19 protein-coding genes and 1 tRNA gene are annotated in these 21,438 nt (G+C 50.7%); 11 read left to right on the plus strand and 9 right to left on the minus strand.

What is annotated here, in order from left to right; translation table 11 throughout:
• Positions 1-201 precede the first annotated feature (201 nt).
• From J0A68_RS15170 to J0A68_RS15200, 7 genes are all read left to right on the plus strand, one after another.
• Positions 202-1,905, plus strand: coding sequence for a DNA polymerase/3'-5' exonuclease PolX (locus J0A68_RS15170; RefSeq protein WP_206579063.1), 1,704 nt, complete (start codon positions 202-204; stop codon positions 1,903-1,905).
• A gap of 238 nt (positions 1,906-2,143) precedes the next feature.
• Complete coding sequence (locus tag J0A68_RS15175; protein WP_206579064.1) at positions 2,144-2,431, plus strand: hypothetical protein; 288 nt, start codon at positions 2,144-2,146, stop codon at positions 2,429-2,431.
• A gap of 289 nt (positions 2,432-2,720) precedes the next feature.
• The gene (locus tag J0A68_RS15180; RefSeq protein WP_206579065.1) at positions 2,721-3,290 is read left to right on the plus strand and encodes an RNA polymerase sigma factor; all 570 of its coding nucleotides are present in this window, start codon (positions 2,721-2,723) and stop codon (positions 3,288-3,290) included.
• Positions 3,283-4,080 carry a hypothetical protein gene (locus J0A68_RS15185; protein ID WP_206579066.1) on the plus strand — a complete coding sequence of 266 codons (798 nt, stop codon included), beginning with the start codon at positions 3,283-3,285 and terminating at the stop codon, positions 4,078-4,080. The genes J0A68_RS15180 and J0A68_RS15185 overlap by 8 nt, the downstream gene beginning before the upstream one ends.
• Positions 4,081-4,118: 38 nt before the next feature.
• Positions 4,119-5,165, plus strand: a complete 1,047-nt coding sequence (locus J0A68_RS15190; protein ID WP_206579067.1) for an outer membrane beta-barrel protein — start codon at positions 4,119-4,121, stop codon at positions 5,163-5,165.
• Between the two features lie 157 nt (positions 5,166-5,322).
• Positions 5,323-6,141 (plus strand): outer membrane beta-barrel protein, encoded by an 819-nt coding sequence (locus J0A68_RS15195; protein WP_206579068.1) that lies wholly within the window; start codon positions 5,323-5,325, stop codon positions 6,139-6,141.
• Between the two features lie 17 nt (positions 6,142-6,158).
• Positions 6,159-7,085, plus strand: coding sequence for a DUF4097 family beta strand repeat-containing protein (locus tag J0A68_RS15200; RefSeq protein WP_206579069.1), 927 nt, complete (start codon positions 6,159-6,161; stop codon positions 7,083-7,085).
• A 57-nt stretch (positions 7,086-7,142) separates the two neighbouring features.
• Here J0A68_RS15200 and J0A68_RS15205 read toward each other — a convergent pair whose 3' ends face one another.
• Together J0A68_RS15205 and J0A68_RS15210 are read right to left on the minus strand one after the other, a co-directional pair.
• On the minus strand, positions 7,143-7,631 hold the full coding sequence (locus J0A68_RS15205) for a hypothetical protein (RefSeq protein ID WP_206579070.1): 489 nt from the start codon (positions 7,629-7,631) through the stop codon (positions 7,143-7,145).
• A gap of 110 nt (positions 7,632-7,741) precedes the next feature.
• A complete protein-coding gene (locus J0A68_RS15210; RefSeq protein ID WP_206579071.1) occupies positions 7,742-8,845 on the minus strand; it encodes a ferredoxin--NADP reductase in 1,104 nt (367 codons plus the stop codon).
• A gap of 516 nt (positions 8,846-9,361) precedes the next feature.
• Here J0A68_RS15210 and purB point away from each other — a divergent pair.
• Positions 9,362-10,705 carry an adenylosuccinate lyase gene (purB, locus tag J0A68_RS15215; protein ID WP_206579072.1) on the plus strand — a complete coding sequence of 448 codons (1,344 nt, stop codon included), beginning with the start codon at positions 9,362-9,364 and terminating at the stop codon, positions 10,703-10,705.
• A gap of 418 nt (positions 10,706-11,123) precedes the next feature.
• Here the strand turns inward: purB and J0A68_RS15220 are convergent, their stop codons facing one another.
• The 7 genes from J0A68_RS15220 to J0A68_RS15250 all read right to left on the minus strand — a co-directional run bounded on the left by J0A68_RS15220 (position 11,124) and on the right by J0A68_RS15250 (position 19,414).
• On the minus strand, positions 11,124-12,689 hold the full coding sequence (locus tag J0A68_RS15220; protein WP_206579073.1) for a P-loop ATPase, Sll1717 family: 1,566 nt from the start codon (positions 12,687-12,689) through the stop codon (positions 11,124-11,126).
• Between the two features lie 791 nt (positions 12,690-13,480).
• Positions 13,481-13,690 carry a hypothetical protein gene (locus J0A68_RS15225; RefSeq protein ID WP_206579074.1) on the minus strand — a complete coding sequence of 70 codons (210 nt, stop codon included), beginning with the start codon at positions 13,688-13,690 and terminating at the stop codon, positions 13,481-13,483.
• Between the two features lie 167 nt (positions 13,691-13,857).
• Entirely contained in the window at positions 13,858-14,379 is a 522-nt protein-coding gene (locus J0A68_RS15230) for a transposase (RefSeq protein WP_206579075.1), read from the minus strand.
• Between the two features lie 328 nt (positions 14,380-14,707).
• Positions 14,708-15,640 (minus strand): citrulline utilization hydrolase CtlX, encoded by a 933-nt coding sequence (ctlX, locus tag J0A68_RS15235; RefSeq protein ID WP_236025611.1) that lies wholly within the window; start codon positions 15,638-15,640, stop codon positions 14,708-14,710.
• A 2-nt stretch (positions 15,641-15,642) separates the two neighbouring features.
• On the minus strand, positions 15,643-16,527 hold the full coding sequence (locus J0A68_RS15240) for a hypothetical protein (RefSeq protein WP_206579076.1): 885 nt from the start codon (positions 16,525-16,527) through the stop codon (positions 15,643-15,645).
• A gap of 106 nt (positions 16,528-16,633) precedes the next feature.
• On the minus strand, positions 16,634-18,913 hold the full coding sequence (locus tag J0A68_RS15245; protein ID WP_236025612.1) for a xanthine dehydrogenase family protein molybdopterin-binding subunit: 2,280 nt from the start codon (positions 18,911-18,913) through the stop codon (positions 16,634-16,636).
• Between the two features lie 42 nt (positions 18,914-18,955).
• Positions 18,956-19,414, minus strand: a complete 459-nt coding sequence (locus J0A68_RS15250; protein ID WP_206579077.1) for a (2Fe-2S)-binding protein — start codon at positions 19,412-19,414, stop codon at positions 18,956-18,958.
• A gap of 545 nt (positions 19,415-19,959) precedes the next feature.
• Here J0A68_RS15250 and J0A68_RS15255 point away from each other — a divergent pair.
• The 3 genes from J0A68_RS15255 (at position 19,960) to J0A68_RS15265 (ending at position 21,435) form a co-directional block, all read left to right on the plus strand.
• Positions 19,960-20,033, plus strand: a tRNA-Asn gene (locus J0A68_RS15255).
• A 428-nt stretch (positions 20,034-20,461) separates the two neighbouring features.
• Positions 20,462-21,016: a hypothetical protein gene (locus J0A68_RS15260; RefSeq protein ID WP_206579078.1), complete on the plus strand. Its 555-nt coding sequence runs from the start codon at positions 20,462-20,464 to the stop codon at positions 21,014-21,016.
• On the plus strand, positions 21,013-21,435 hold the full coding sequence (locus J0A68_RS15265; RefSeq protein ID WP_206579079.1) for a hypothetical protein: 423 nt from the start codon (positions 21,013-21,015) through the stop codon (positions 21,433-21,435). The genes J0A68_RS15260 and J0A68_RS15265 overlap by 4 nt, the downstream gene beginning before the upstream one ends.
• Positions 21,436-21,438: the final 3 nt, after the last annotated feature.

A 21,438-nucleotide genomic window follows, 5' to 3' on the forward strand; every position in this document is an offset into this window, starting at 1 on the left:
AGTGGTGAGTGGTAAGTTGTGATGCGATCCGATGCACTACTTACTTCTAACCGCTAACCACTTACAGCCTATTTCCTTGAAACGGCTGCACACTGCCACTAATCACTGCCTACCGATATCTGGAAGTTACCCGTTCAAACTTTAAATTGAAACAATAAATCGAGACATTTGTCTTACTACTGACACGAAAAACTAACTGTTTTGGATCATAAAACGATTTTAAAAAAGCTCAAGCTCGGCATCCAGTTGATGGAACTCCACGACGAAAATCCATTCAAAATCCGCAGCTACCAGAGTGCGCTCATCTCGCTGGAGCGTATGGATCAGGACATTATGGAGCTCAGCAACACCGAACTCACCCAGCTCAACGGGGTGGGCAAGAGCATCGTCGAGGCCATCCAAAGCCTGAAGGCTTCGGAGACTTTTCCCCTGCTGACCCAGCTGCTCGAAAAAACACCCACAGGCATCCTCGAAGTACTCCAGATCAAAGGGTTAGGTCCAAAAAAGGTCAAAACCCTCTGGGAAGAGCTTGGGATCACTTCCACTCATGAGCTCATGGAAGCCTGCCAGTCGGGCAAGGTCGCCCAGATCAAGGGCTTTGGGCAAAAGACCCAAGACACCATCATCCAAAACCTGGAGTTCAAAGCCTCCAACACCGGCAAGTGGCTCTACGCCGACATCGAGACGGTGATCGCCCAACTCAGTCAGTCCCTCCAGAGCAGTGTCGGAGATGCCAAGCTCGCCGTCGTGGGCGACTTCGCCAGAAACATGGAAATCATATCCGCGGCAGAGTTTCTCGTCGGCTCGGACTCGCTTTCTGATGTCAAAGCGGACCTAAAAACGCTGGCATCGGTCGACTGGAACTGGAAAAACTCGGGACCGAATACTTGGAAGGGAAAATTGAAAGAGCTTGACCTGGGCATCGTCCTGCACTTTTGCAGTGCCTTGGATTTCCCTTGGAAAAAGCTGACGCTCACCGCCGCCAAAGCCCACCTGATGAGCTTGGTCAGCGACACGGAAACCGTTGCCGAGCGATTGATCAAAAAGGACTATGACAGCGAAGAAGCTTTTTTCTCCCAAAACCAGCTCCAGTTCATCCCCGCTGAGATGCGGGAGGGCTTTGGAGAAGTGGAGCAAGCCAAGGAAAACAAGATCCCCAGCCTGCTGGAAGAATCAGACCTCAGGGGCATCCTGCACAACCACTCCACCTACAGTGACGGCAAGCACAGCCTGAGACAGATGGCCGAGCACTGCCGGGCCTTGGGCTATGAGTACCTCGGGATCTCCGACCACAGCCAGACGGCCATCTACGCAGGCGGCCTCGACGTGGAAAAGATCCTAAAGCAACATGCCGAGATCGACCAGCTCAACCGAGAAATGGCTCCTTTCCGCATCTTCAAAGGCATAGAAAGCGACATTCTCGGCGATGGCAGCTTGGACTACGAAAACGACGTCTTGGCCAGCTTTGACTTCATCGTCTCCTCCGTCCACTCCATCCTGAACATGGATATCAAGCGGGCTACCGACCGACTGCTCCGCGCGATAGAAAACCCCTACACGACCATCCTCGGTCACCCAACTGGAAGACTTCTGCTCCGAAGAGAAGGATATCCCATCGACCACAAGACTGTCATCGATGCCTGCGCGGCACACAAGGTCGTGATCGAGATCAATGCCAATCCATGGAGATTGGACCTGGACTGGAGGTGGATCCGCTATGCGCTGGAGCAAGGCGTAAAGCTCTCCATCAATCCCGATGCCCACGAGATGGGAGGCTATGGCGACATGAAATACGGCGTGTTGGTCGGGAGAAAAGGCGGGCTGACCAAAGAAATGACCCTCAATGCGCTGAGCGGGGAAGAAATTGCAGCTTACTTTGCAGAGCGAAAGGAGGGTAAGGGGTGAGGAGTGAGCGGTGAGTAGTGAGGAGTAAGAAGTAATTAGTGAGTAGTAGGCAGTGGGCAGTGTCCCGACTCCCTTTATTAGCTTCTTGCCCCGTACGTCTTGATACTTACATCTCGCCGCTTGACTCTTGGCTCTTGTTTCTTGGCTCTCTGCTCTTGACTCTCCCTTCTTGATACTTGATACTACTGTCTTGATACTAACGTCTTGATACTGGCTACTTGCTACTAACTACTAACCAATGAAATGGACTGACCTACCCGAACCCGTGCTGTTGCAGCGCTCTTTTCTCTTTGGAATCACGGGGATCATCCTAGGCACCCTCTCTATACTCAATTCCACCTGGCACCTGGTCAACGCCCCCATGGGCCCGCTAAACGGGGTGAGTTTCCTGCTTCAGTTGGCGGCTCTGGGCACAGCCATCCTGGTACTGAGGAAGCGAAAGGTGGAGAAAGAACACAAGGAAAAGGCGCAGATGCTGATTCTTATCCAGACGGTAGCGCTGCTATTTTTCCTCTTCTCATTATGAGGAAATGGGATGGAGGTAGAAGTGATTTTTGATTTATGAAGTACGATTTACGACCCCGTCGCTAGTGGTAGGGTCACCGCTAGTTCGAATCGGCTCTGTCACCAACCGGCATTTGGGGCATATATCTTCTGTCCTCGGGCATCCGGCACTTTTCAACCTTTTACTTACAAATCCAACAAACTGATTTTCAGCCATTTTATTGTATCCCGGAAAAATTTTAACTTTTTTTCATACTCCAGCGCAACCATTTTTTCCAGGTCCGCATCTAGAAATATGAAAGCCAACCGGAATGTTTAACAGATCCAATTTTTCTACCGAAGAAGGAATAATCAAGGGATGCCTCAAGGGTGATCGGTCCGCCCAGCGTCACCTCTACGATTCCTACTCGGGGAAATTTCTGGCCATCTGCATGCGGTACCTCAAAGACCGCGAACATGCCGAGGACGTGATGATCGAGAGCTTTATGAAAATCTTCGAAAAACTGGCCCAGTTTCAGCACAAGGGAAGCTTCGAAGGCTGGATGAAGCGCATCGTCGTCACCCAGGCGCTCATGACGCTGCGCAGCAACCGGCACCTCATGATGGAGGTGAATCTGGAACACGAATACGAGTACGGCGACCAGCACTACGAGCTGACCCATCTGGAGGCAGCCGAACTGATGGAGCTGGTACAGGGACTGCCGGTCGGCTACCGGACGGTGTTTAACCTGTACGCCATCGAGGGCTATGCCCACCAGGAGATCGCCGACCTGCTGGGCATCACCGAGAGTACTTCCAAGTCGCAGCTCAACCGGGCCCGCACCGCGCTAAAGGAAAAAATTGCCAGTCTGCAACCCAAAACCAAGACGAACCATGGCTAAGACAAACGAACAATTCGACCAGCATTTCAGAGAAAAACTCGACGGGCATCGCGAAAAACCAAGCGCGCTCGCCTGGGAAAGGCTCGAAAGCCAACTGCCCGAAAAGTCCAAGCCCAAACTGGGCGTCTGGTGGGCTGTGGCCGCCTCGGTGACGGCGCTGCTCGTGGCTGGCTACGCGTTTTGGCCAAGTGGGGAGCAAGATTCCGCGGAGACTTTCCTGGCGGAAAAGATCGAAATGCCAGTAGAAGTCCAGCCTGAAGGCAGTATCGAAGCGCCCCAAGCCTCGCTTGAGGAGGAGCAAAAAACAAGCACTGAGGCCGGAGCGACCGAAGAATCCAAGCCAGTAAAACAGCCTGAGCAAAGCCAAAAACCTGTCCAGAAAACCAAACCAACTCCCATTCCCGCCCAAGCCCAGCCTTCGCAGAACCTGATCGCCCAGGCGGAAACCAAAACCACGAACACCCCAATCGTCGCACCACTACCCACGCTCCAGACCGAGGAGCTGGAAGTGGCGATCCCAGAGCTCAAAGCGCCCCAGATCGAGCGAAGCCTAGCCGAAGCCAACAGCAAAGCTGAGGACGAGCCGCTCTACCGGGTCAGCATCTACTCCAACGGGATCAAAAAAGCCGAACCCGTGGACAAAAACCTGATCACCGAGCTCGGTAAGACCGTCGGACAGGTCGAGGGCCTGCTGGGCAAGGTGGACGAAGGCTTTGCCGAGCTCCAAGACCGAAAAGACAATCTCTTCGCCGGGGGAATCAGTATCAAAAAAGACCGAGCAGAACGATAAAAACTAAACCAACACCACGCATTTTCACGCAATTGACTATGAAAAAATACCTGCTTTTATTTTGCCTGATGGCATTGGTTCAGGTGGCATTTGCCAGTGACCTGAAAGATTTTCCCTTCCAAACCGAGCGCACCGTCATGCAAGACAGCGTCGTGATCGAATTTGGCAAGTCCGGAAAAGTAGTCATCATCGTGGAGTCCAAAGAGGACTTTGACAAGCTGAAGCTGATGAATATCAACCAGATCATCAGTGAGCTCGACCTGGAGAAAAACGAAGAAACCGGCGAGCTCACCATCGTCGAGATCCGCAAAAAAGACGGAACCGTGAAGGAAGTCGTCAAAGTCTATGAAGACTCCGGACAGACTGAGGTCAACGTGGCCGGCATGCGGGTCTACGTCGACGAATCCGGCGACAACACCCGGGTAAAATTCGAAACCGGCACGCGGAAAAGCGCCGACCCGCCTTTTAGGTCCTTTTTCAAAATGGATCTGGGGGTCAACAACTACCTGGACGAGTCGGGAAGCTTTCCCACCTCAGACAAGCCCTACGCGGTCAAAGGCTGGGGCAGCTGGATGGTGGGCCTCAACTGGATGGCCGCCCAGCGCATCTCCAAAGGCTTCTATTGGGATTTTGGGATAGGTTTCCACTTCTACAACTTCAAGTTTGAAAACCGCGACTTCCAGGCCGTCCGCGGAGAGGACGAGATCGAGTTTGTGCAGCGCACGGACGTGGACGGATTCAAGAGCAAAATCTCCTCCTCGTACCTTACCGCCACGACTATGCTGGAGCTGGATTTCGGCAAGATGAACGACCAAGGAAGAAAAGGCCTGAAAGTAGCCGCTGGCCCCTATGTCGGCTACAGACTCGGCGGGCAGTCCAAGTACGTGTATCGCGAGCTGGAGGGCTCCGGCCGACATAAGGACAAGCAGGACACCGGGCTTTATTTGGAGAATCTGCGCTACGGCGTCCGCGGCGAGATCGGCTTCGGTAGGGTGAAATTCTTCACCACCTATGACCTCAACGAACTTTTCCAGGACGGGAAAGGCCCCGAGCTCAACCCCATCACGTTTGGGATAGTGTTCTAAAAACAAACAAAAAGACGCTGTCGCGTGGACGTCATCGCGAGGAGGAACGACGAAGCGATCTCTACCTAGAGACTCAAAAGACTGCTTCGTACCTCGCAGTGACGCGCCTCTTTACAAGACAGCCTCTTTTTCAATCCATTTTTAAAACAAACCAACTATGAAGAACCTACTATTCACCGCCGCTTTTCTGATCTTTCTCGTCTCGGGAGCTTTTGCCCAAGGCACCGACAGCACCAAGACCGTCACCAAGGAGAAACAGTACACCGTCATGGGCAAATCCTGGAAAGTCACCCAGTACGAGGACGGCTCCAAAGCCTACGAATGGGAGATCGACGAGGAAGAATACCACCACTACCATTCTGAAAAGACCTCCAAATTCCACTACAACTTCCTAGAATCCGAGGTCGGAATCAATATCTGGCCTAATGATAAAGGAGTTCCCCAGGTGAAGCCTTGGGGCAGCTGGTTTGTATCCTTACAGTCAGTGGGAACATGGAAGCCGAGCAAAAACTTCCACCTACGATCCACCCTGGGCGTGAGCTGGTACAATTTCAAGTTTGAGGACGAAAACATCTACGCGCTCAAGACTCCCGACGGGCTGGAGTTTGTCGACTACACGGAGGTGATCGACGATCCCAACGCCGACCCGATCAAGTCCAAGATCTCTGCCTCCTACGCCACGCTGACCGTGATCCCAACCGTCCGCACCAGCAACGGCAAGATGCGTTTCGGCGCGGGTGGCTATGCCGGCTACCGACTCGGCGGCCGGGGCAAATTCGTCTATGATTCGGACGGGGACAAGGTAAAAGACTTCACCAAGTCCAACATGTACGTGGAAAACTTCCGCTACGGCCTCCGCTCCGAGATCGGCATCGGAGATGTCACCCTCTTCTTCAACTATGACCTAAATGACCTCTTCCAGCCTGGGCTGGGCCCCGAGCTCCAGGCCATGAGCTTTGGCATCAGAGTAGACTAATCCCAAACAAACATGCTATGAACACTTTACTCAAAACATCAACCCTCGCGCTGGCACTGACGCTGATGAGCATTGCAGCTTTTGCCCAAAACGTCCTCGTCGACTCCAAGAAAAGCTATTCCGGCATCAAAAAAATCGAAATCGAAAGCGGCTGGCTCAATGTCAACTATAAGGGCGGAAACAGCGGCGAGGTCTCCGTGGAAGCCTACCTCGAATCCAACTACACAGATCAGGACATCGTCTTCGTGACTGTGGGCGACGTACTGAAGATCAGCCACACGCGAAAGCAAAACAACTACAACTGGAACACCCGAAACAAGGGCTACCTCAACATCACCGGCCCCGAAGGCATCGCACTGGATGTCCGCGGCAGCTCTGGCAATGTCACCGTGGAAAACATCACCCAGGACAACACCTCCCTGCGCGTCTCCTCCGGCAACGTGACCGCCACCAACATTACTGGCGACCTGTCTATCCGCGCCACCTCCGGCAACCTGACGGCTGACGGCGTGTCTGGCAACGTCTCCGGCGGAGTCACTTCCGGCAATGGAAACTTCTATAAGATCAAGGGAAATCTGGACTATGAATCCACCAGCGGCTCTTTGGATGCAGACGGGGTTGCGGGCGAAATCAACGTTCGGCTGACCTCAGGCAACGCAAAAATCAACAACGCCGGCTCGCTGGGCACGCTCCAGTTTACTTCCGGCAACGTCCGCGCCTCCAACGTCGGCCTTGGTCCAAACACCAAGTTTAGCGGTACCTCCGGCAACTTCCGCGTGCAGACCAATTCTGACCTGAAGGCCTACAATTTTTCCCTAAAGGCCTCCTCAGGAAACCTGCGCGTGGGCGGGATCAATACGGGAAAAACCCTGGAAATCGACAATGGCGCCTCCAGCTGGGTTCGTGGAAACATCTCCTCCGGAAATATCAGCATAGAGAATTGAGGATTCGAAATTCGAGATTTGAGATTCGAAACCAATTTCAAATCTCAAATCTCAAATTCATTCAGGCCGGGACGCTTCCCTGATGAGCTCCCGGTCTTCTTTTTTCAGCTTCATCAGCCGAGCCATGCGATCTGGACTGGGCTTGGCTAGGGAAAAAAACACCATGGTCACCGCAAAAAGCAGGGTAAACATCGGGCTTTGGGTAAGCAGCAGTCCCAAAGACACCAGCAAAGACACGCCAAAAAGTGCCCAAAACCGTTGCTTGGTGGCCTCGCAGTAGATTCTTGTTTTTTCCACCAGCTCGGCCTGAGCAAAGGTCAGCTTGAGCTTTTGGTGAAAGAGGACGTACTGCGCGATCAGGATTGCCGTCGCAGCGCCTAGGATCAGCCACTCTCCCAGCTTCGGCAGCGCGGGCAGATCCCAGTCCAGGGTTCCCGAGTTTTGGTAGAGATACACCATGCCAAAAGCGGGCAGTGCAAAAATCAACAGCACGACAGTCAGCCGCTCGGTGCTTCGGTAGATTTCACGGATTTGTTGCTGTTCCAAGATTCAAAGGTTAAGGAAACTCTAATTAATCCTCCACATAGGAATAGACCATTATGCTCCAAGTTCTATTTCTATTAGCTGTCGACAGTGGTCTGTTGACCGTGGACTATTTATTCAATGGTGATTTTGATATCGTCGGTGAGCGGACGGGCCACGCAGCAGAGCACGTATCCCGCAGCCAGTTCCTTTTCGCTCAGGCCGGCGTCCTCGTCCATCTTTACCTCTCCGCTGAGGATTCTCCCGCGACAGGCCGTACAAAGTCCGCTTTGGCAGCTATAGGGCATATTTAGGCCCGCCGCCAGTCCCGCTTCCAACACGGTCTTAGACGGATCAACGGTCACCAGCTGCTCTTCTCCTTCGAGAACGATGGTTACGTCGCGGGCGAGAATGCCATGGTTGATTCCCGCGATCGCCTCGTCGTGGGCGAGATGCGCCGCGGCGGAGTAGAAGCTCTCGCGGTGGATGCGTTCGTTTTCCACGCCTAGGTCTTTGAGGATGTCGGTAGTCAGGTCCATGAGCTCTTCTGGCCCACACATGAAGTAGACCTCCTCGTAGCGCTCTTCGTATTCCGCTTGTGCAAAAAGCTCGCGCAGTGCCCGCTCAGACAGTCTTCCCTTCAGCCCCGTCCAAGATTCGGAGGGTTGGCTCAGGTTGTGGATGACTTTCAATCGGCCTGAATTGCCCTGTTCGAGCAGATTGAGCTGATCGCGGAAGATGATCTGCTCCTCGCTGCGGCTGCAGTAGATGAGCGTCACGATGGAATTGGGCTCGTTGACCAGCACGGACTTGAGGATTCCCATGAGTGGGGTGATCCCGCTGCCCGCGGCGATGAGGAAGAAGTGGCGCTTGTTTTTGGAGTGAAACTCAGTCGTAAAATGCCCCAAAGGCTTCAGCACGTTGATGGTCTTTCCCGGAAAAATCTTCTCGTTGAGAAAGTTGGAAAAAAGGCCATTGGTGACGCGCTTGACCGAGATGCCGGGAAAGGGATCCACAAAAGGCGAGGTACAGAGCGAATAGGAACGACGCTGCTCCTTGCCCTCAAAATCCATCACCAAGGTCAGGAATTGCCCGGGCTTGTAGTCCAAAAAAGGCTCCGGCTGCTCGAAATACAAGGTGACCGTATCGGCTGTTTCCCGGACTACTTCTCGTACTTTCAGTGGCAAATAGGAATTGGTTTTGACCTCTTCTTTCTTTTTCTTGAAGAAATTAAACATGCTGACTTTTGGTGATTTGGCTGCAAAACTAAGCCCAAAACTGGGAAAACCGGCATCGCGCCCGGAATTTCCCCTCTTAACCCCAAAAGCATAAAACTAGTTTGCATCGGCCTAAACTTAATAAAAGCAATATATGTGTCCGGGTTGCACGTAGGTCTCAAATAGCGGATTTCACTTTATAAAAAATCCCCCTAGCCCCCTTGAAAAGGGGGAATCCGCCTAGTTAGAACCTCAAACCTCTTTTAAAACGGTAACGTGCAATCAAGCGGATACTTATAATTTCCAATTCAGCGGTCACCGGTCATCGGACAAAATTTTTTCCGTCTCCCGTCTTCGGTCTTCCGTCCTAGTTATCGCTGAAGCTTTCCGGCATAAAGTATTACTCCTAGTCGCCAAGCTTTCCGGTTTCCCGGATAATTATCCCCCTTAGGCCCCGATTATGAGGCTAAAGGCTTAACTTTGCGGCTTCCGAAAATCGGAGCCCAGAATACTTTGTCCCGCCAAATCACACCTAGAATGGAATTAAATGCCTTGACAGCCGTCTCCTCAGTGGATGGACGCTATGCCGGCAAGACTGCCCCCTTACGCGCTTTTTTCTCTGAATTCGCCCTGATCAAGTACCGGGTACATGTGGAGGTCGAGTACTTCGTGGCCTTGGCCCAGCTGCCCTTGCCCCAGCTGGCAGACTTTGACCATGCCTTTTTCCCCCAGCTCCGCGAGCTCGTCAAGCACTTTAGCCTGGCCGACGCGGAGTGGATCAAAAACACCGAAAAAACCACCAACCACGACGTGAAGGCCGTAGAATATTTTCTGAAGGAAAAGTTTGACCAGCTCGGACTGGAAGCCTACAAGGAGTTCATCCACTTTGGTCTGACTTCTCAGGACATCAACAATACCGCCACGCCGCTGATGCTGAAAAACGGCATCCAAGAGGTCATCCTGCCGCTTTTGGGCGAAGTGACCGAGCGCCTGGCCGATCTGGCCGACGAATGGAGCGACATCCCCATGCTAGCCAAAACCCACGGACAGCCTGCCTCTCCCACCCGACTGGGCAAGGAAATCGACGTGTTTGTGGTACGTCTGAAAAAACAACTGGAATTGCTGGAGCAGGTGCCTTACTCCGCAAAATTCGGCGGCGCGACCGGCAACATGAATGCCCACCAAGTGGCCTATCCGGAGATGGACTGGAATGAGTTTGCCTTCACTTTCGTGGAAAACTTCCTCGGCCTGGAGCGCTCCTATCCGACGACCCAGATCGAGCACTACGATAATCTAGCGGCGATTTTTGACGGACTGAAACGCATCAACACCATCCTGCTCGACCTTTCCAAGGACGTGTGGCAGTATGTGGCGATGAACTATTTCAAGCAAAAAATCAAAGCCGGCGAGGTAGGTTCCTCCGCCATGCCGCACAAGGTCAACCCGATCGACTTCGAAAACGCGGAGGGAAACCTCGGTATCGCCAATGCGCTTTTGGAGCACCTCGCCGCCAAGCTTCCTATCTCCAGACTGCAGCGCGACCTCACCGACAGCACCGTGCTTCGTGTGATCGGCGTTCCTCTGGCCCACATGCTGATCTCTTTGGAATCTTTGCAAAAAGGCCTCGGCAAGCTGGAACTCAACCGCGCTGCCATCGATGCGGACCTGGAGGAAAACTGGGCGGTAGTCGCCGAGGCGATCCAGACCATTTTGAGAAGAGAAGGATTTCCGAAGCCTTACGAGGCACTCCGCGACCTCACCCGCACCAACACCAAGATCACCCAAGAGTCCATCTCGGTTTTCGTGGACGGTCTGCCTATCTCCGAAGAGCTCAAAACTGAGCTGAAGGCCATCACGCCGTTTAACTACACGGGGATTTGATTGCAGGCTACAGATTCAAAACAAGATCATTTGAAATTAGTTGCTTACCAAAAGCCAACCTACTAGTGACTTTGTAAACAACTTAGCTTTGCATCTTAATAGTCAGCCGAACGGCTGACTATTTTTTTGAACACATTCGTTTAAATCGTCTATCCTCTACCCTGCCTAGAATCTACCCAATTTCTCACCTAATTCAAAAACGGCCAAAAACACTAAAAAATTGACGATTACAGAGATTACTATCAAGATCTGAAAAAGGATTTTTCTTTTCTTAATATTGGTCAATATTAAACATTCAACAAACAGACTTATAGGTAATTGGACAACCCATGGATTCTAATTTATATTGAAAGTCTGTAAACGAAAGAATTATACACAACTATAAAAACATCCAATTTCTTACTAACCATTACTGTAGTTAGCTGTAGCTTACTGGTTCAACAGCTAAATAATTCCAAAGAGGGTCATGGATTTTCATACGCTTATCCAACAAAATATCATCATCACCTCGAAAAGCATATCTAATTCTTTCACCTGTGTTACCGATAATACCAACTTTATATAATTGTGAAAGAATATCTGCTAGTCTAAATTTAGCAAGTAGCTCATCTACTTCTGAATACATTTGCTTTCTTCCATCTGAATGCTTAGTAATATCCTGAAATGAGAACGGACACTTTACTCCATAAAATAGTTTTCTGATCCCCTCTATTTCATCTTCAGAATACTTTGAACGCAATTCCTCGGTGTGTTCTACCCAACTCTGGGTAGAGTATTCTTTACGTATCGAGTCAAAGACTGTGTGCGAAAATGTCGTTTCATTTGGAAACTGATTTTGAGCTATCGACAACATCCTAACAATATCTCTCGGGCGGTACCAAGTTTGATGCAACATATACTCATGAATAGGTTTCGTGTTGAAACTTTTTGTAAAATATTTCTCCCAGATTTCTGAGACAGGCTGTGTGATTTCTAGACCCAATGCCTTTTCACTTGAATTGATTTTTCTATTTACAATATTCAACAAAGGATGTTGACTTATACTACCGCCTGCTTGATGCCAATTCAAAGTTGTACCAAAATCAGAAACAATCTTATTTATTTCTTTACCCGAAGATGGAATTGCCGTTAAAACCTCACTTCTAATACCAGTCACGAAAAATATTGGATATTTGTTTTTGCGACATAAGCCATTGAGAGAATTTATAGCAATTAACAGATCCCGTATTAATCGAACATCTTTATTGTATTGTCTCTGTTTGCCCAGAGTAAGCTCTAGTTCATCAATAAATATATAAAACCTCAATTTACTAGGTTTCATTTCAGCAAATAATGCATCAGCTTGTCGCACTATAGAACTGAATTTAACCTGCCTTGCACTTTGATTTATCCACTCGAAATCTAAACCAAGTTTCCCCTTGATAAAATCAAAATCTGCCTCTAGTTCAACATTGCCTTTCTTTAATTTTGGCAAATATCGAGTAATACCCGATTTCTCATCACCAACCTTTGGCGCTAATATACAGCTACAATATTTTTCAAAGCTCTTATCTCTTTCAAATGGGCTTGCAGAATCTATCATTTTAACTAGATGCCGATGAAGAAACCATCTCCAAATATTCACAAAATCCTCATCACTGTCAGGAATTTCATCCCTATCAGCAATTGTCGTATTAACTGCTTTTGAAAAGTCCTTTTTATCTTCTTCCGTAAATTCACTTTTAAACAGTATGAATGAAGTCTTTACATCATTTTCCCTTTCTGCTTTCAATGAAATGTATTGCAGTAAGGCTGTCTTACCCGTTCCTTTAAGACCAGAAATAATATACTTGATTCCTTTAAAATACGAATCAAGTATTATATTATCAGGAACCAAAAAACTATCAACAAATCTATCTCGCTCATCTTTTGTGTTCTCAAGAATTTCATTTTTTGCATCTACTTTTCCAGTAAAAAGATCTCGGAGTCGTAATTGTTTCAGCATATTTCAGTCATTTGCATTGTTATTCACTTATAGAGCGGAATGTTTTCACAATAAGTCACAATTCTGTATTTACGAACCTGATTTCGAATATTTTGCTCCTTCCTTCCGCTTACCGAGTTGAAACTAACAAAATCTTTCGAATAAGAAAACTCCTTCTATTTCTCTTTTCCAATTTTTTTTCAGAGAGAGAGAGAGAGAGAGAGAGAGAGAGTGAGTGAGTGATTAAAAACAAAGAGTTGGCTCTAGCCTAGCCCTATCCCCTTAAGGCTTAGTGAATCTATGGCAGAATCCCGATAAGGGATTGCCCTCTTCTTCTGCTATTCAATTTCTACTATCGGTTTCTTCTGTAAAGCCATTTAAGTATTATTACAAAAACTGTCAACTTTTTTCAGGACGGGTCACTCAGACTCGGGCGAGAGGCTTTTATACTCGATCACGAGACTTTGAACCGATAGTTTGAGGCTTTTCACCTCGTGATCGAGTGATGGAACCGGTATTTCGAGGCTTTTTACCTCGTAATCGAGCGATGGAACCGGTATTTCGAGTGAATTATACTCGATGCCGAGTGTTGGAAATGATAGTTTGAGGATTTTTACCTCGTGATCGAGTGATGGAAGCGGTATTTCGAGGCTTTTTACCTCGTGATCGAGTGATGGAACCGGTATTTCGAGTGAATTATCCTCGATCGCGAGTGTTGGAATTGGTTTTTATCCCTTGGACAAGGGCAAAAAAATACTGCCGAGGCCTTGGCTCCGGCAGTGGTGTTGGAAAAGGGACTTTTTGCCTGAGGATTACTCCCCCTGCCCGTTGTCCTTTTTCTTGCGCCTTTGCCCATACCGAACTTTGAAATCGGTTGCGATAGGCTTGGCATTGAGTGCGTCCATTTTCACGCCCAGCTTGGACTGGTTGTAGTAGGCATTGGCCGGCCTCATCAGATCCACTCCCAGCTCCAAGAGGGTATCCCCCAGGTTGCTCCCGCCCCCGTGAGTGTCTTCACTCACGGATTTTCCTATATCCAAAACCAACAGACGGATTAGAGCCAAACCGCTTTCAGAACCAAAAAAATAAAGCGAGTGGCGACACTCGCTCGAGCTTCCTTTACCAAGAGACCCAAAAAAGATCCATCCATCCGCGCCCCTGGAGTGGCCCCACTCACGGAACTCCAATTTCAAAGTCGCTCACCGATATGCGTTAAAAAACCAAATCGGTCCTTTCCAGTTTCATAAAATTTAAAAGACGAATACGGATAGGAAACGGGGTTGTCTGCGAGCATCCATTTTCCCCTACACGGATTTTGATGGATGTAGTCGAGTTTTTCAAAAACAACTTTAGGAGAAAAAACCTCTATTGGAAGCGAGTTTCGCTGCCAAAACGAATGTGACCTGATTTCCTCCTGAACCTGAAAAGCCCTAAGCAATCCCGGATTTTCCAACCTCAATTTCTTGAGAAATTCGTGGCTGGTAAACTTCAGGAAGCTGGCATGCGGCATCTCTTTTCCATTCAATTCGAGTAGCTCCCAGATGAGATGTATATGGTTTGGCATAATAACAAAGCCATAGACTTTCAAAAGATCTTTTACGGTCAAAAATTTTAAGCTGGACAACACGATTTCTTTGAATCCTTGCTGATCCAATATGGGTATCCAACTATGGATCGTCGCCGTAAAAAAATAGATTTTGTTTAGCTCCATAGACATATGAAAATTTAGCAAAAACCGGAGAACTAATTCATTTCCCCCAGTTCCTACAGGCACCAAAACATCCACGGCACCAAAAAACAATATACTCCGAGTAGCGACACTCGTTTGGGCGACCGGTCATCCTTTTTTCCTTAAAACTTCGCTATGGTGCAACAGGCGCACTGCCTCCGTGAGTGTCTTCACTCACGGATTCTCCATTATTTACTTTCGATCGGCAAACCGAAATCAAACTCTTCCCCGAGGAAATGAATCGTTAAAAACCATGAATAAATGAAGCGAGTGGCGACACTCGCTTGGGCGAACGACTTTTTCCCGCCACTTAAAAACTCTTCCCCAAAAAAATCTCCGCCAGCATACACCTGGCGCTGCCGCCGCCGAGCTTTTCTATGGTCGGAATAGAGGGGCTGATGATCGTGGTGTGCTTTTCGATTTGCTGGATCTGTCCGACTCCGAGTGAATCGAAGGCCGCTTGGGACATTACGGTAAATCGCTCCCCGCCGTCATTTGCCACCTCCAGCATATTCCCCGCAAAACTGTTTTTTTGCTTCAGCGTGATTGGTATCACTTTTTTGCCGGACTGGGTCAGGGACTCCTGTACCCGGCGACGCTCGGAAGCTTTGGCTATGCTCTCCAGACAGACCACGGCCAGATCCGTCCCCACATGCATCATCACATTGGTGTGGTAGATGGGACTGAGCCCTCCATCCATCTCCTGCACCGCCCCAAACGCCACGACACGATAGCCCAGCAACTTCGCCAGATAGTCCAGCGGAACCGGGTGCGTACGTGGGGAATAGCCTGCGTAAATGATCCGGGCCTTGTGGTCCATCACCATGCTGCCAGTTCCCTCGAGATATTGCCCGCTTTCTTCGAAAAAACTCAGGTCGATGATCTCGTTGACCTCAAAACCGGAATGGATCAGCCTTTCCACGATATCCTTCCTCCGTTCCAAACGCCGAACCGGCGAAAACATGGGATAGAGGATCAGCTTTCCATCCGGATGTGTGCTAAACCAGTTGTTGGGAAAAACGGCATCGGGCTTGGCGGGACTGTCGGTATCCTCCACGACGATCACCTCCACCCGCTGGTCTTTCAAAAGCGCGACAAAACCGTCAAACTCCCTCCTTGCCAAAGCACTGATCTCGGAGGCTGATCGCCCATCCTGCTTTTGGTAAAAGTTGTTTTCCGCAGTCTCGGCATTGAAGCCAAACTGGGCGGGACGAACCATCAGTACTGTATCGCTGATCTGCATGGCTAGTCGGTCAAAAGGTAACGGTACAGGACAGGCAAAATGTCAAAGCGCTTTTCGCTGACTGTGTAGTAGGCTTTTCCATCCGGCCCAAAACCAATCGCCTCACCCTGGGGCTCCGGCACATAGGGAAGCTCTCTGGGCGGTCGGGCAAGGGCCTGTGCGACGGACTCTCCCGGCGTTCTGGTCCAGTGATAGACTTTGAAATAGTTTTTGACCAAAATCTGGCTCCCGTCGGCACTGATATCCGCAGCCACTGCGCTGGTAAAGGGAAGCTTGAGCAACTCCTCGGCGACGACTCCATTTTTCCCAAAATCAGCCGACCTCAGACGGAAAACGGTGTTCTGCTTGTCCCTTTTGGAAACGACAAACAGGTCGCCCGAAATCGGATCGACCATCAGGCTCTCTGCATCCATCGCCCCATCGGGGTAAGAAAAAGTCAAAATCTCCGGCTTGACAGTCCAGCCGTCGGCGATTCTGTCCGGCTCGGGAAACCTAAAAATCTGAACCGAGCGGTGAACGGCCACATTGTCGCCAATCTCGGCCACGTACACGTAGGACTTTCCGCCAGGCCCAGGACCCACGGCGATATCCTCCCAATCCCGGTTTTCCACGCCTTCCAACCGGATCTTGCCGAGCTCCTTTCCTTCCGAATCCAACAGGTAAACCGCTGCCTCCCCCCCGCTATCCGTGTGGGTGTAGAGGAGCTTGGGATGAGCTTTCGAAAAAGCCAAGCCGCTCATCTCTTCCAAAACCGGGGTTCCGATAGTACGAACAGGCGTTGCCGCATGGACGGCCGCGTCTTTTTCTGACTTGGTTTGGGAAAATGACGGAGAGCTGACCAAAAGGCCGAAAGCCAAACTGAACGAAAGGGGTCGGAAAAATCGCATGCTTAAAAATACGAAGGCAAGCCGTCGCTCGACTAAAAATCATAAAAAAAGCCGTCCGAAGATGCGGACGGCTTTGACTGGCAAAACTGGTTTTTGCGAAAACAAGCTATACCTGAAACGGCAACTGGTAGTTTCGCTTCCCGCTCAGCTTGTACACGGCATTGGCCAAGGCCGGGATAAAAGGCGGCACCGGTGGCTCGCCTACCCCTGTCGGCTTCTCCATGCTCGGCACGATGTGGACGTGGGTCTTTTTGGGCGCCTGGGGCATGCGGATGATCTGATAGGTATCGAAGTTGTTTTGCTGCACCCGACCGTTTTCCAGCGTGATTGCCGAGGTCGTGGCCAAGCTCGTCGCAAACTGCGCTCCACCCTCAAACTGGGAGCGAACCCGATCCGTGTTGACGGCAATACCGCAGTCCACCGCGTAGTGCACTTCGGGAATGAGCAGGTTTCCGTTGGCGTCTTTCTCGACCATCACCACGCAGGCGACGTAGGTCAGGAAGCTTTTGTGCGCCGCAAAGCCCACTGCCTTGCCGGCGGCAAGGTTTGCCTTCCAGTTTGATTTTTCCGCCACGGTCTCTATCACCTTCTTCATGCGGGCTGTGCTCCAAGGGAAATCCTCGATTTTTTCCCCGTAGTTGCCATAGTCACCGACCATCTCACCTGCGAAAACCAAGTCCCTGTCATCGCCCAAGAGCTGTAGTGCCTGATCCACGGGATCAAGTCCCCTCGCCTCGGCCAGCTCATCCATCATCGCGCCGATGGCGAAAGCATGGTGGATATTGCTCACCGAGCGCAGCCAGCCGATCCTCGTGTGGGCAGTGGATTCGTGCGCCTCGACGCGGATGTTTGGCACATCGTAGGGAAAATCCCGACAGCCCAAGTCCAGCTCCCCATCAGACGGTGGGGCTGCGTCGAGACCGGAGCCAATGGCAGGAAACACCGTGTGGTGATTCCAACCACTGAGATTGCCAGAGCCATCCAAGGTCGCCACGATCCGCTGGGCGCTGTGGGAATGATAGTAGTCGTGGTGCAAGTCGCAGGTTCTCGTCCACTGTACCCTTACGGGCACTCCTGCCGCCTTGGAAAGAAGCGCCGCCTCCACCACGTAGTCGGGCTTCGACTTTCTGCCAAAGCCTCCGCCGAGCAGCGTCACGTTCAGTCTGACTTTGGCCAAATCCACGCCCAAGGCACCTGCTACCGCTCCTCTAGCCCACTGGGGGTGCTGGCTCGGTGCCCAAATCACCACAGAACCGTCGGCTTTGACATCGGCGATGGCTGCGGGTGGCTCGATGGTCGAGTGCGCATAGAAAGGCGCCAAATAGGTTTTTTCAAATGTTTTTCCCGCAGAAGACTTCGCTTGGTTGAAGTTTCCACGTTCCCGCTTGACGGTACCGTTGGAGGCAGTGCTTTTCACCATTTCCTCCAGCTGGACGCTGGAATTGTAGGTTTGGTTTGGACCGAGGTCCCACTCGACTTCCAGTGCTTCACTGCCTTTGATCGCCGACCAGGTATTTTCAGCCAGCACTGCAATCCCCTCCAGGGGCTTATCCAGCCCGGTTGGCAGGCCCACTCCGTCTATTTTCACCACCTTCTTCACGCCGGGCACCGCCAGGGCTTTTTCCTCACTGTAGGAAAGCGCCTTCGCACCGACCACGGGACTTCTCCGCACCACGGCAATGAGCATATTGGGCAGATCCACATCCGCTCCAAACACTGCCTTACCCGTGGCAATGTCTTCCAGATCATAGATCGGCACGTCTTTTCCCACGAGCTTGTAGCTGGAAAAATCCTTCATCGGCACGTCTTCCGCCTTGGGAAGCTCCATCACTTTGATCTGCTCCACCAGGTCGCCAAAGGCTATCTTCTTGCTGCCACCCTTCTGTATTACCTGGCTGTTTTCGGTATCGCATTCCGACACGTCAACTCCCCATTCTTTGGCGGCAGCCTGCATCAGCATGTGCCGTGCAGTGGCTCCGGCCTTTTTCATCGGCTCATAAAACATCCGCACAGAAAAAGAACCGTCCGTGTTCTGGTTGCCATACTTGTCCTCGTCTCCCTCGGCCTGCACGATCTTCACCTGGCTCCAGTCGGCACCGAGCTCGTCGGCGACGATCATGGGCAGGGAGGTCCGTATACCCGTACCCATCTCGGAGCGATGCGCGATGATGGTGACGACATTGTCCGAGGCGATGCTCACGAAGGCATTGGGAGCAAAGCTGACCAACTCTCCTTTCGGACCGCTACACTGGAAATTGACTCCCAGGACGAAGCCACCAGCGGCGAGTGAACCAATTTTCAGGAAATCCCGTCTTGAGGCTCGAAAGATTTCGCTGCGGTCCACAGTCCCTTTCGGAGTGGAAGCAGCAGCTTCCTTTTTGTTCAAAAATGGCAGATTAGGCATCATAGTCTTCATAGTTCGCTGCGTTTAGAGGGATTTGGAGGCGGTGACGATGGCATCCTTGATACGGTTGTAGGTACCGCAGCGGCAGAGGTTTCCCGCCATGGCCGATTCGATCTCAGCCTCGGAAGGGCTGGGATTCCTGGCAAGCAAAGCCGCTGCGTTCATAATCTGCCCAGACTGGCAATAGCCGCACTGAGGGACGATGTGCTCGACCCAAGCTTTCTGTAGAGGATGGTCTCCACCCTCGGACAGACCCTCGATGGTCGTAATCACCCCATCGCCCACGGCCGAAATCGGCAGGCTGCAAGACCTCACGGCCTCTCCATCCAAATGGACGGTACAGGCTCCGCAAAGCGCCTGGCCACAGCCAAACTTCGTCCCTTTCATGCCTAGCAGGTCCCGAAGTACCCACAGCACCGGCATGTCCTCGGAAGCGGTCACCTCCTGATCCTTGCCATTTACCTTGATCACATATTTGTCCATAATTTCCTGTCGTTTCTACCTAATAAATTCCTGGTTTTTTACGAGAAAGTCAACTTTTTCACACTCAAGCGACTAACCTGGAACCAATCTAAATCCAACCCATCGCCCGCTTTGATCCTATGGATGGACGGGGCAAAAGAAAAAAAGATCCCCCAAATGCACTTAAGGTTTTCAAACAGGGGATTGGATTTTTCACCCAACGGGTGGAAAGGCAAATGATCGCGTCAATCAATGCTCAGCAAAAAAGTCCCCATACGCAAGGAGGACACATAGCCAGGGGCTGGGAATATGGCTGCCTGTTTGGATCAAAAATGGCCAAGACTTCAAATCGGCATATTTTTTCCAAAAAATAAGTCCCTGAGGCAGAAACAGAAAAAGGCCCCAACCGGCAAAAAGCGAGAATTTTTCGGATCCTGATTTGGAATAAATGGGACATGCCCCTACATTTGCAACACGTTTTCCGAAAGGGATCACGAAAAAACAAAAAAAATCCTCCTTAGCCCATCCCGATAGCCATCGGGAGGTTAGAGCGGAAAACCACAAATTCCTCCTTAGCTCAGTTGGTTAGAGCACATGACTGTTAATCATGGGGTCCTAGGTTCAAGCCCTAGAGGGGGAGCTTCAAAAGCCTTCAGATTCACTTCTGAAGGCTTTTTTGCTTATATACCTTTTTGGGCTGATCGACAGTTCGTGTCGATTTTCCTAAAGTTTAATATAAGGGGTGGCAAAAGGGTGAACATTTTTCAAAGCCTACCTTCACAATTCTAGGTCAGTCTGCTTTCAAAACTACTTTTGGACAAAATATCAAAAACAGCTGGAACGGCCAGACTAGAAACCGTCCAATCACCTTCCCTACCTCAAGAGCAGAATTGCGGTTGCTTTTCAAGCCTAAAAAAACATCAGACATACCAGCTTGCTATTTCTAGGTTCGAAAAACAACGCGCCCAAGCACACACAAATAACTGTAAATGACCGCCTCCGCTTCATTTACCCGCAGCTTTTTTGCCCAAAAGCCATGGCTTAGGCCTACCTTTGCCGTTCCAGAAAATGAAAGAACACAAAGCCGTACTCCCTTCTTTGCTTCTGCTTTTCGCCTCGATCCAGTGCCTTTTCCTGGGAACCATCATTTTTGAGCAGGCAGGGCAGCTCGAGGTCAGTCTTTTCGTCTTGATCTTCGCATTGATCCTCGCCTCCCATTTCCAAAGCTATTCGGCCAAGGGAATCCGTGTGGAGTTTGACCGATGGAGAGTGGCGATTTGGGTGTTTTTTGGGGCCTTTGCCACCTTTGGACTTAGACAACTCGGCATGGAAACTGTCATAGCCACTGCTACCGTGGGTTTGCTTGGCGGACTATTCCAGTTTGCCTTTCCTGCCAAGGCCTATTTTCGCCAAGTTCCCTCGGCAGTCTATTGCGGTGCGTTCATTTCCATGACCAACCTGAGCAATGACGCGGGTTTCATCCTTCTGGCCTCTGTCTTCACCTGCCTGCTGTTCTTCGTCAGCAAATCCGTCCTGGTTGGAGTTGGCGGGCGCCTGGGGACCATGGCCTTCATTGGGGTAGTTTTCGCCTATTTTGTCCAATACAGCCTTGCACTGCTATGATGGAGGAACTAGTCTGGATCGGGAGTGCGGTGGTCGCGGCATTGGGCACCTTTTGGATTCATCACCGCCTCCACGCAAGCCCGGTAATGGCCTCTTCCCTTGTCACCTTGGTGTTCGCCTTGGCGGTATGGCTATGGGGAGATGGCATCGAATGGCTAGGCCCCGTCCCCTATGCGGCGATCGGTGGTTCCTTCATCGGGATGAGCAGCAAAAAGTACGTAAAAGGCATCGAATCCATCCTTTTGGCTTCTCTCATATTCGGGGTGCTCTTTGCCCGATCAAGCCAGTTTTTTGAGGGGTATGGCGGGGCCTTGGGGACCTCCGCCTGCATTTCCGTGCTGACGGCCGTCAGCTGGAGAAGGCTGGTCAAGCGATCGAGGCAGAAAGTCAAAAGAGCCTGGATACGCTCTGGCCGATAGGCG

The organism is Algoriphagus oliviformis (assembly GCF_017254915.1).
Taxonomy (GTDB): Bacteria; Bacteroidota; Bacteroidia; order Cytophagales; family Cyclobacteriaceae; genus Algoriphagus; species Algoriphagus oliviformis.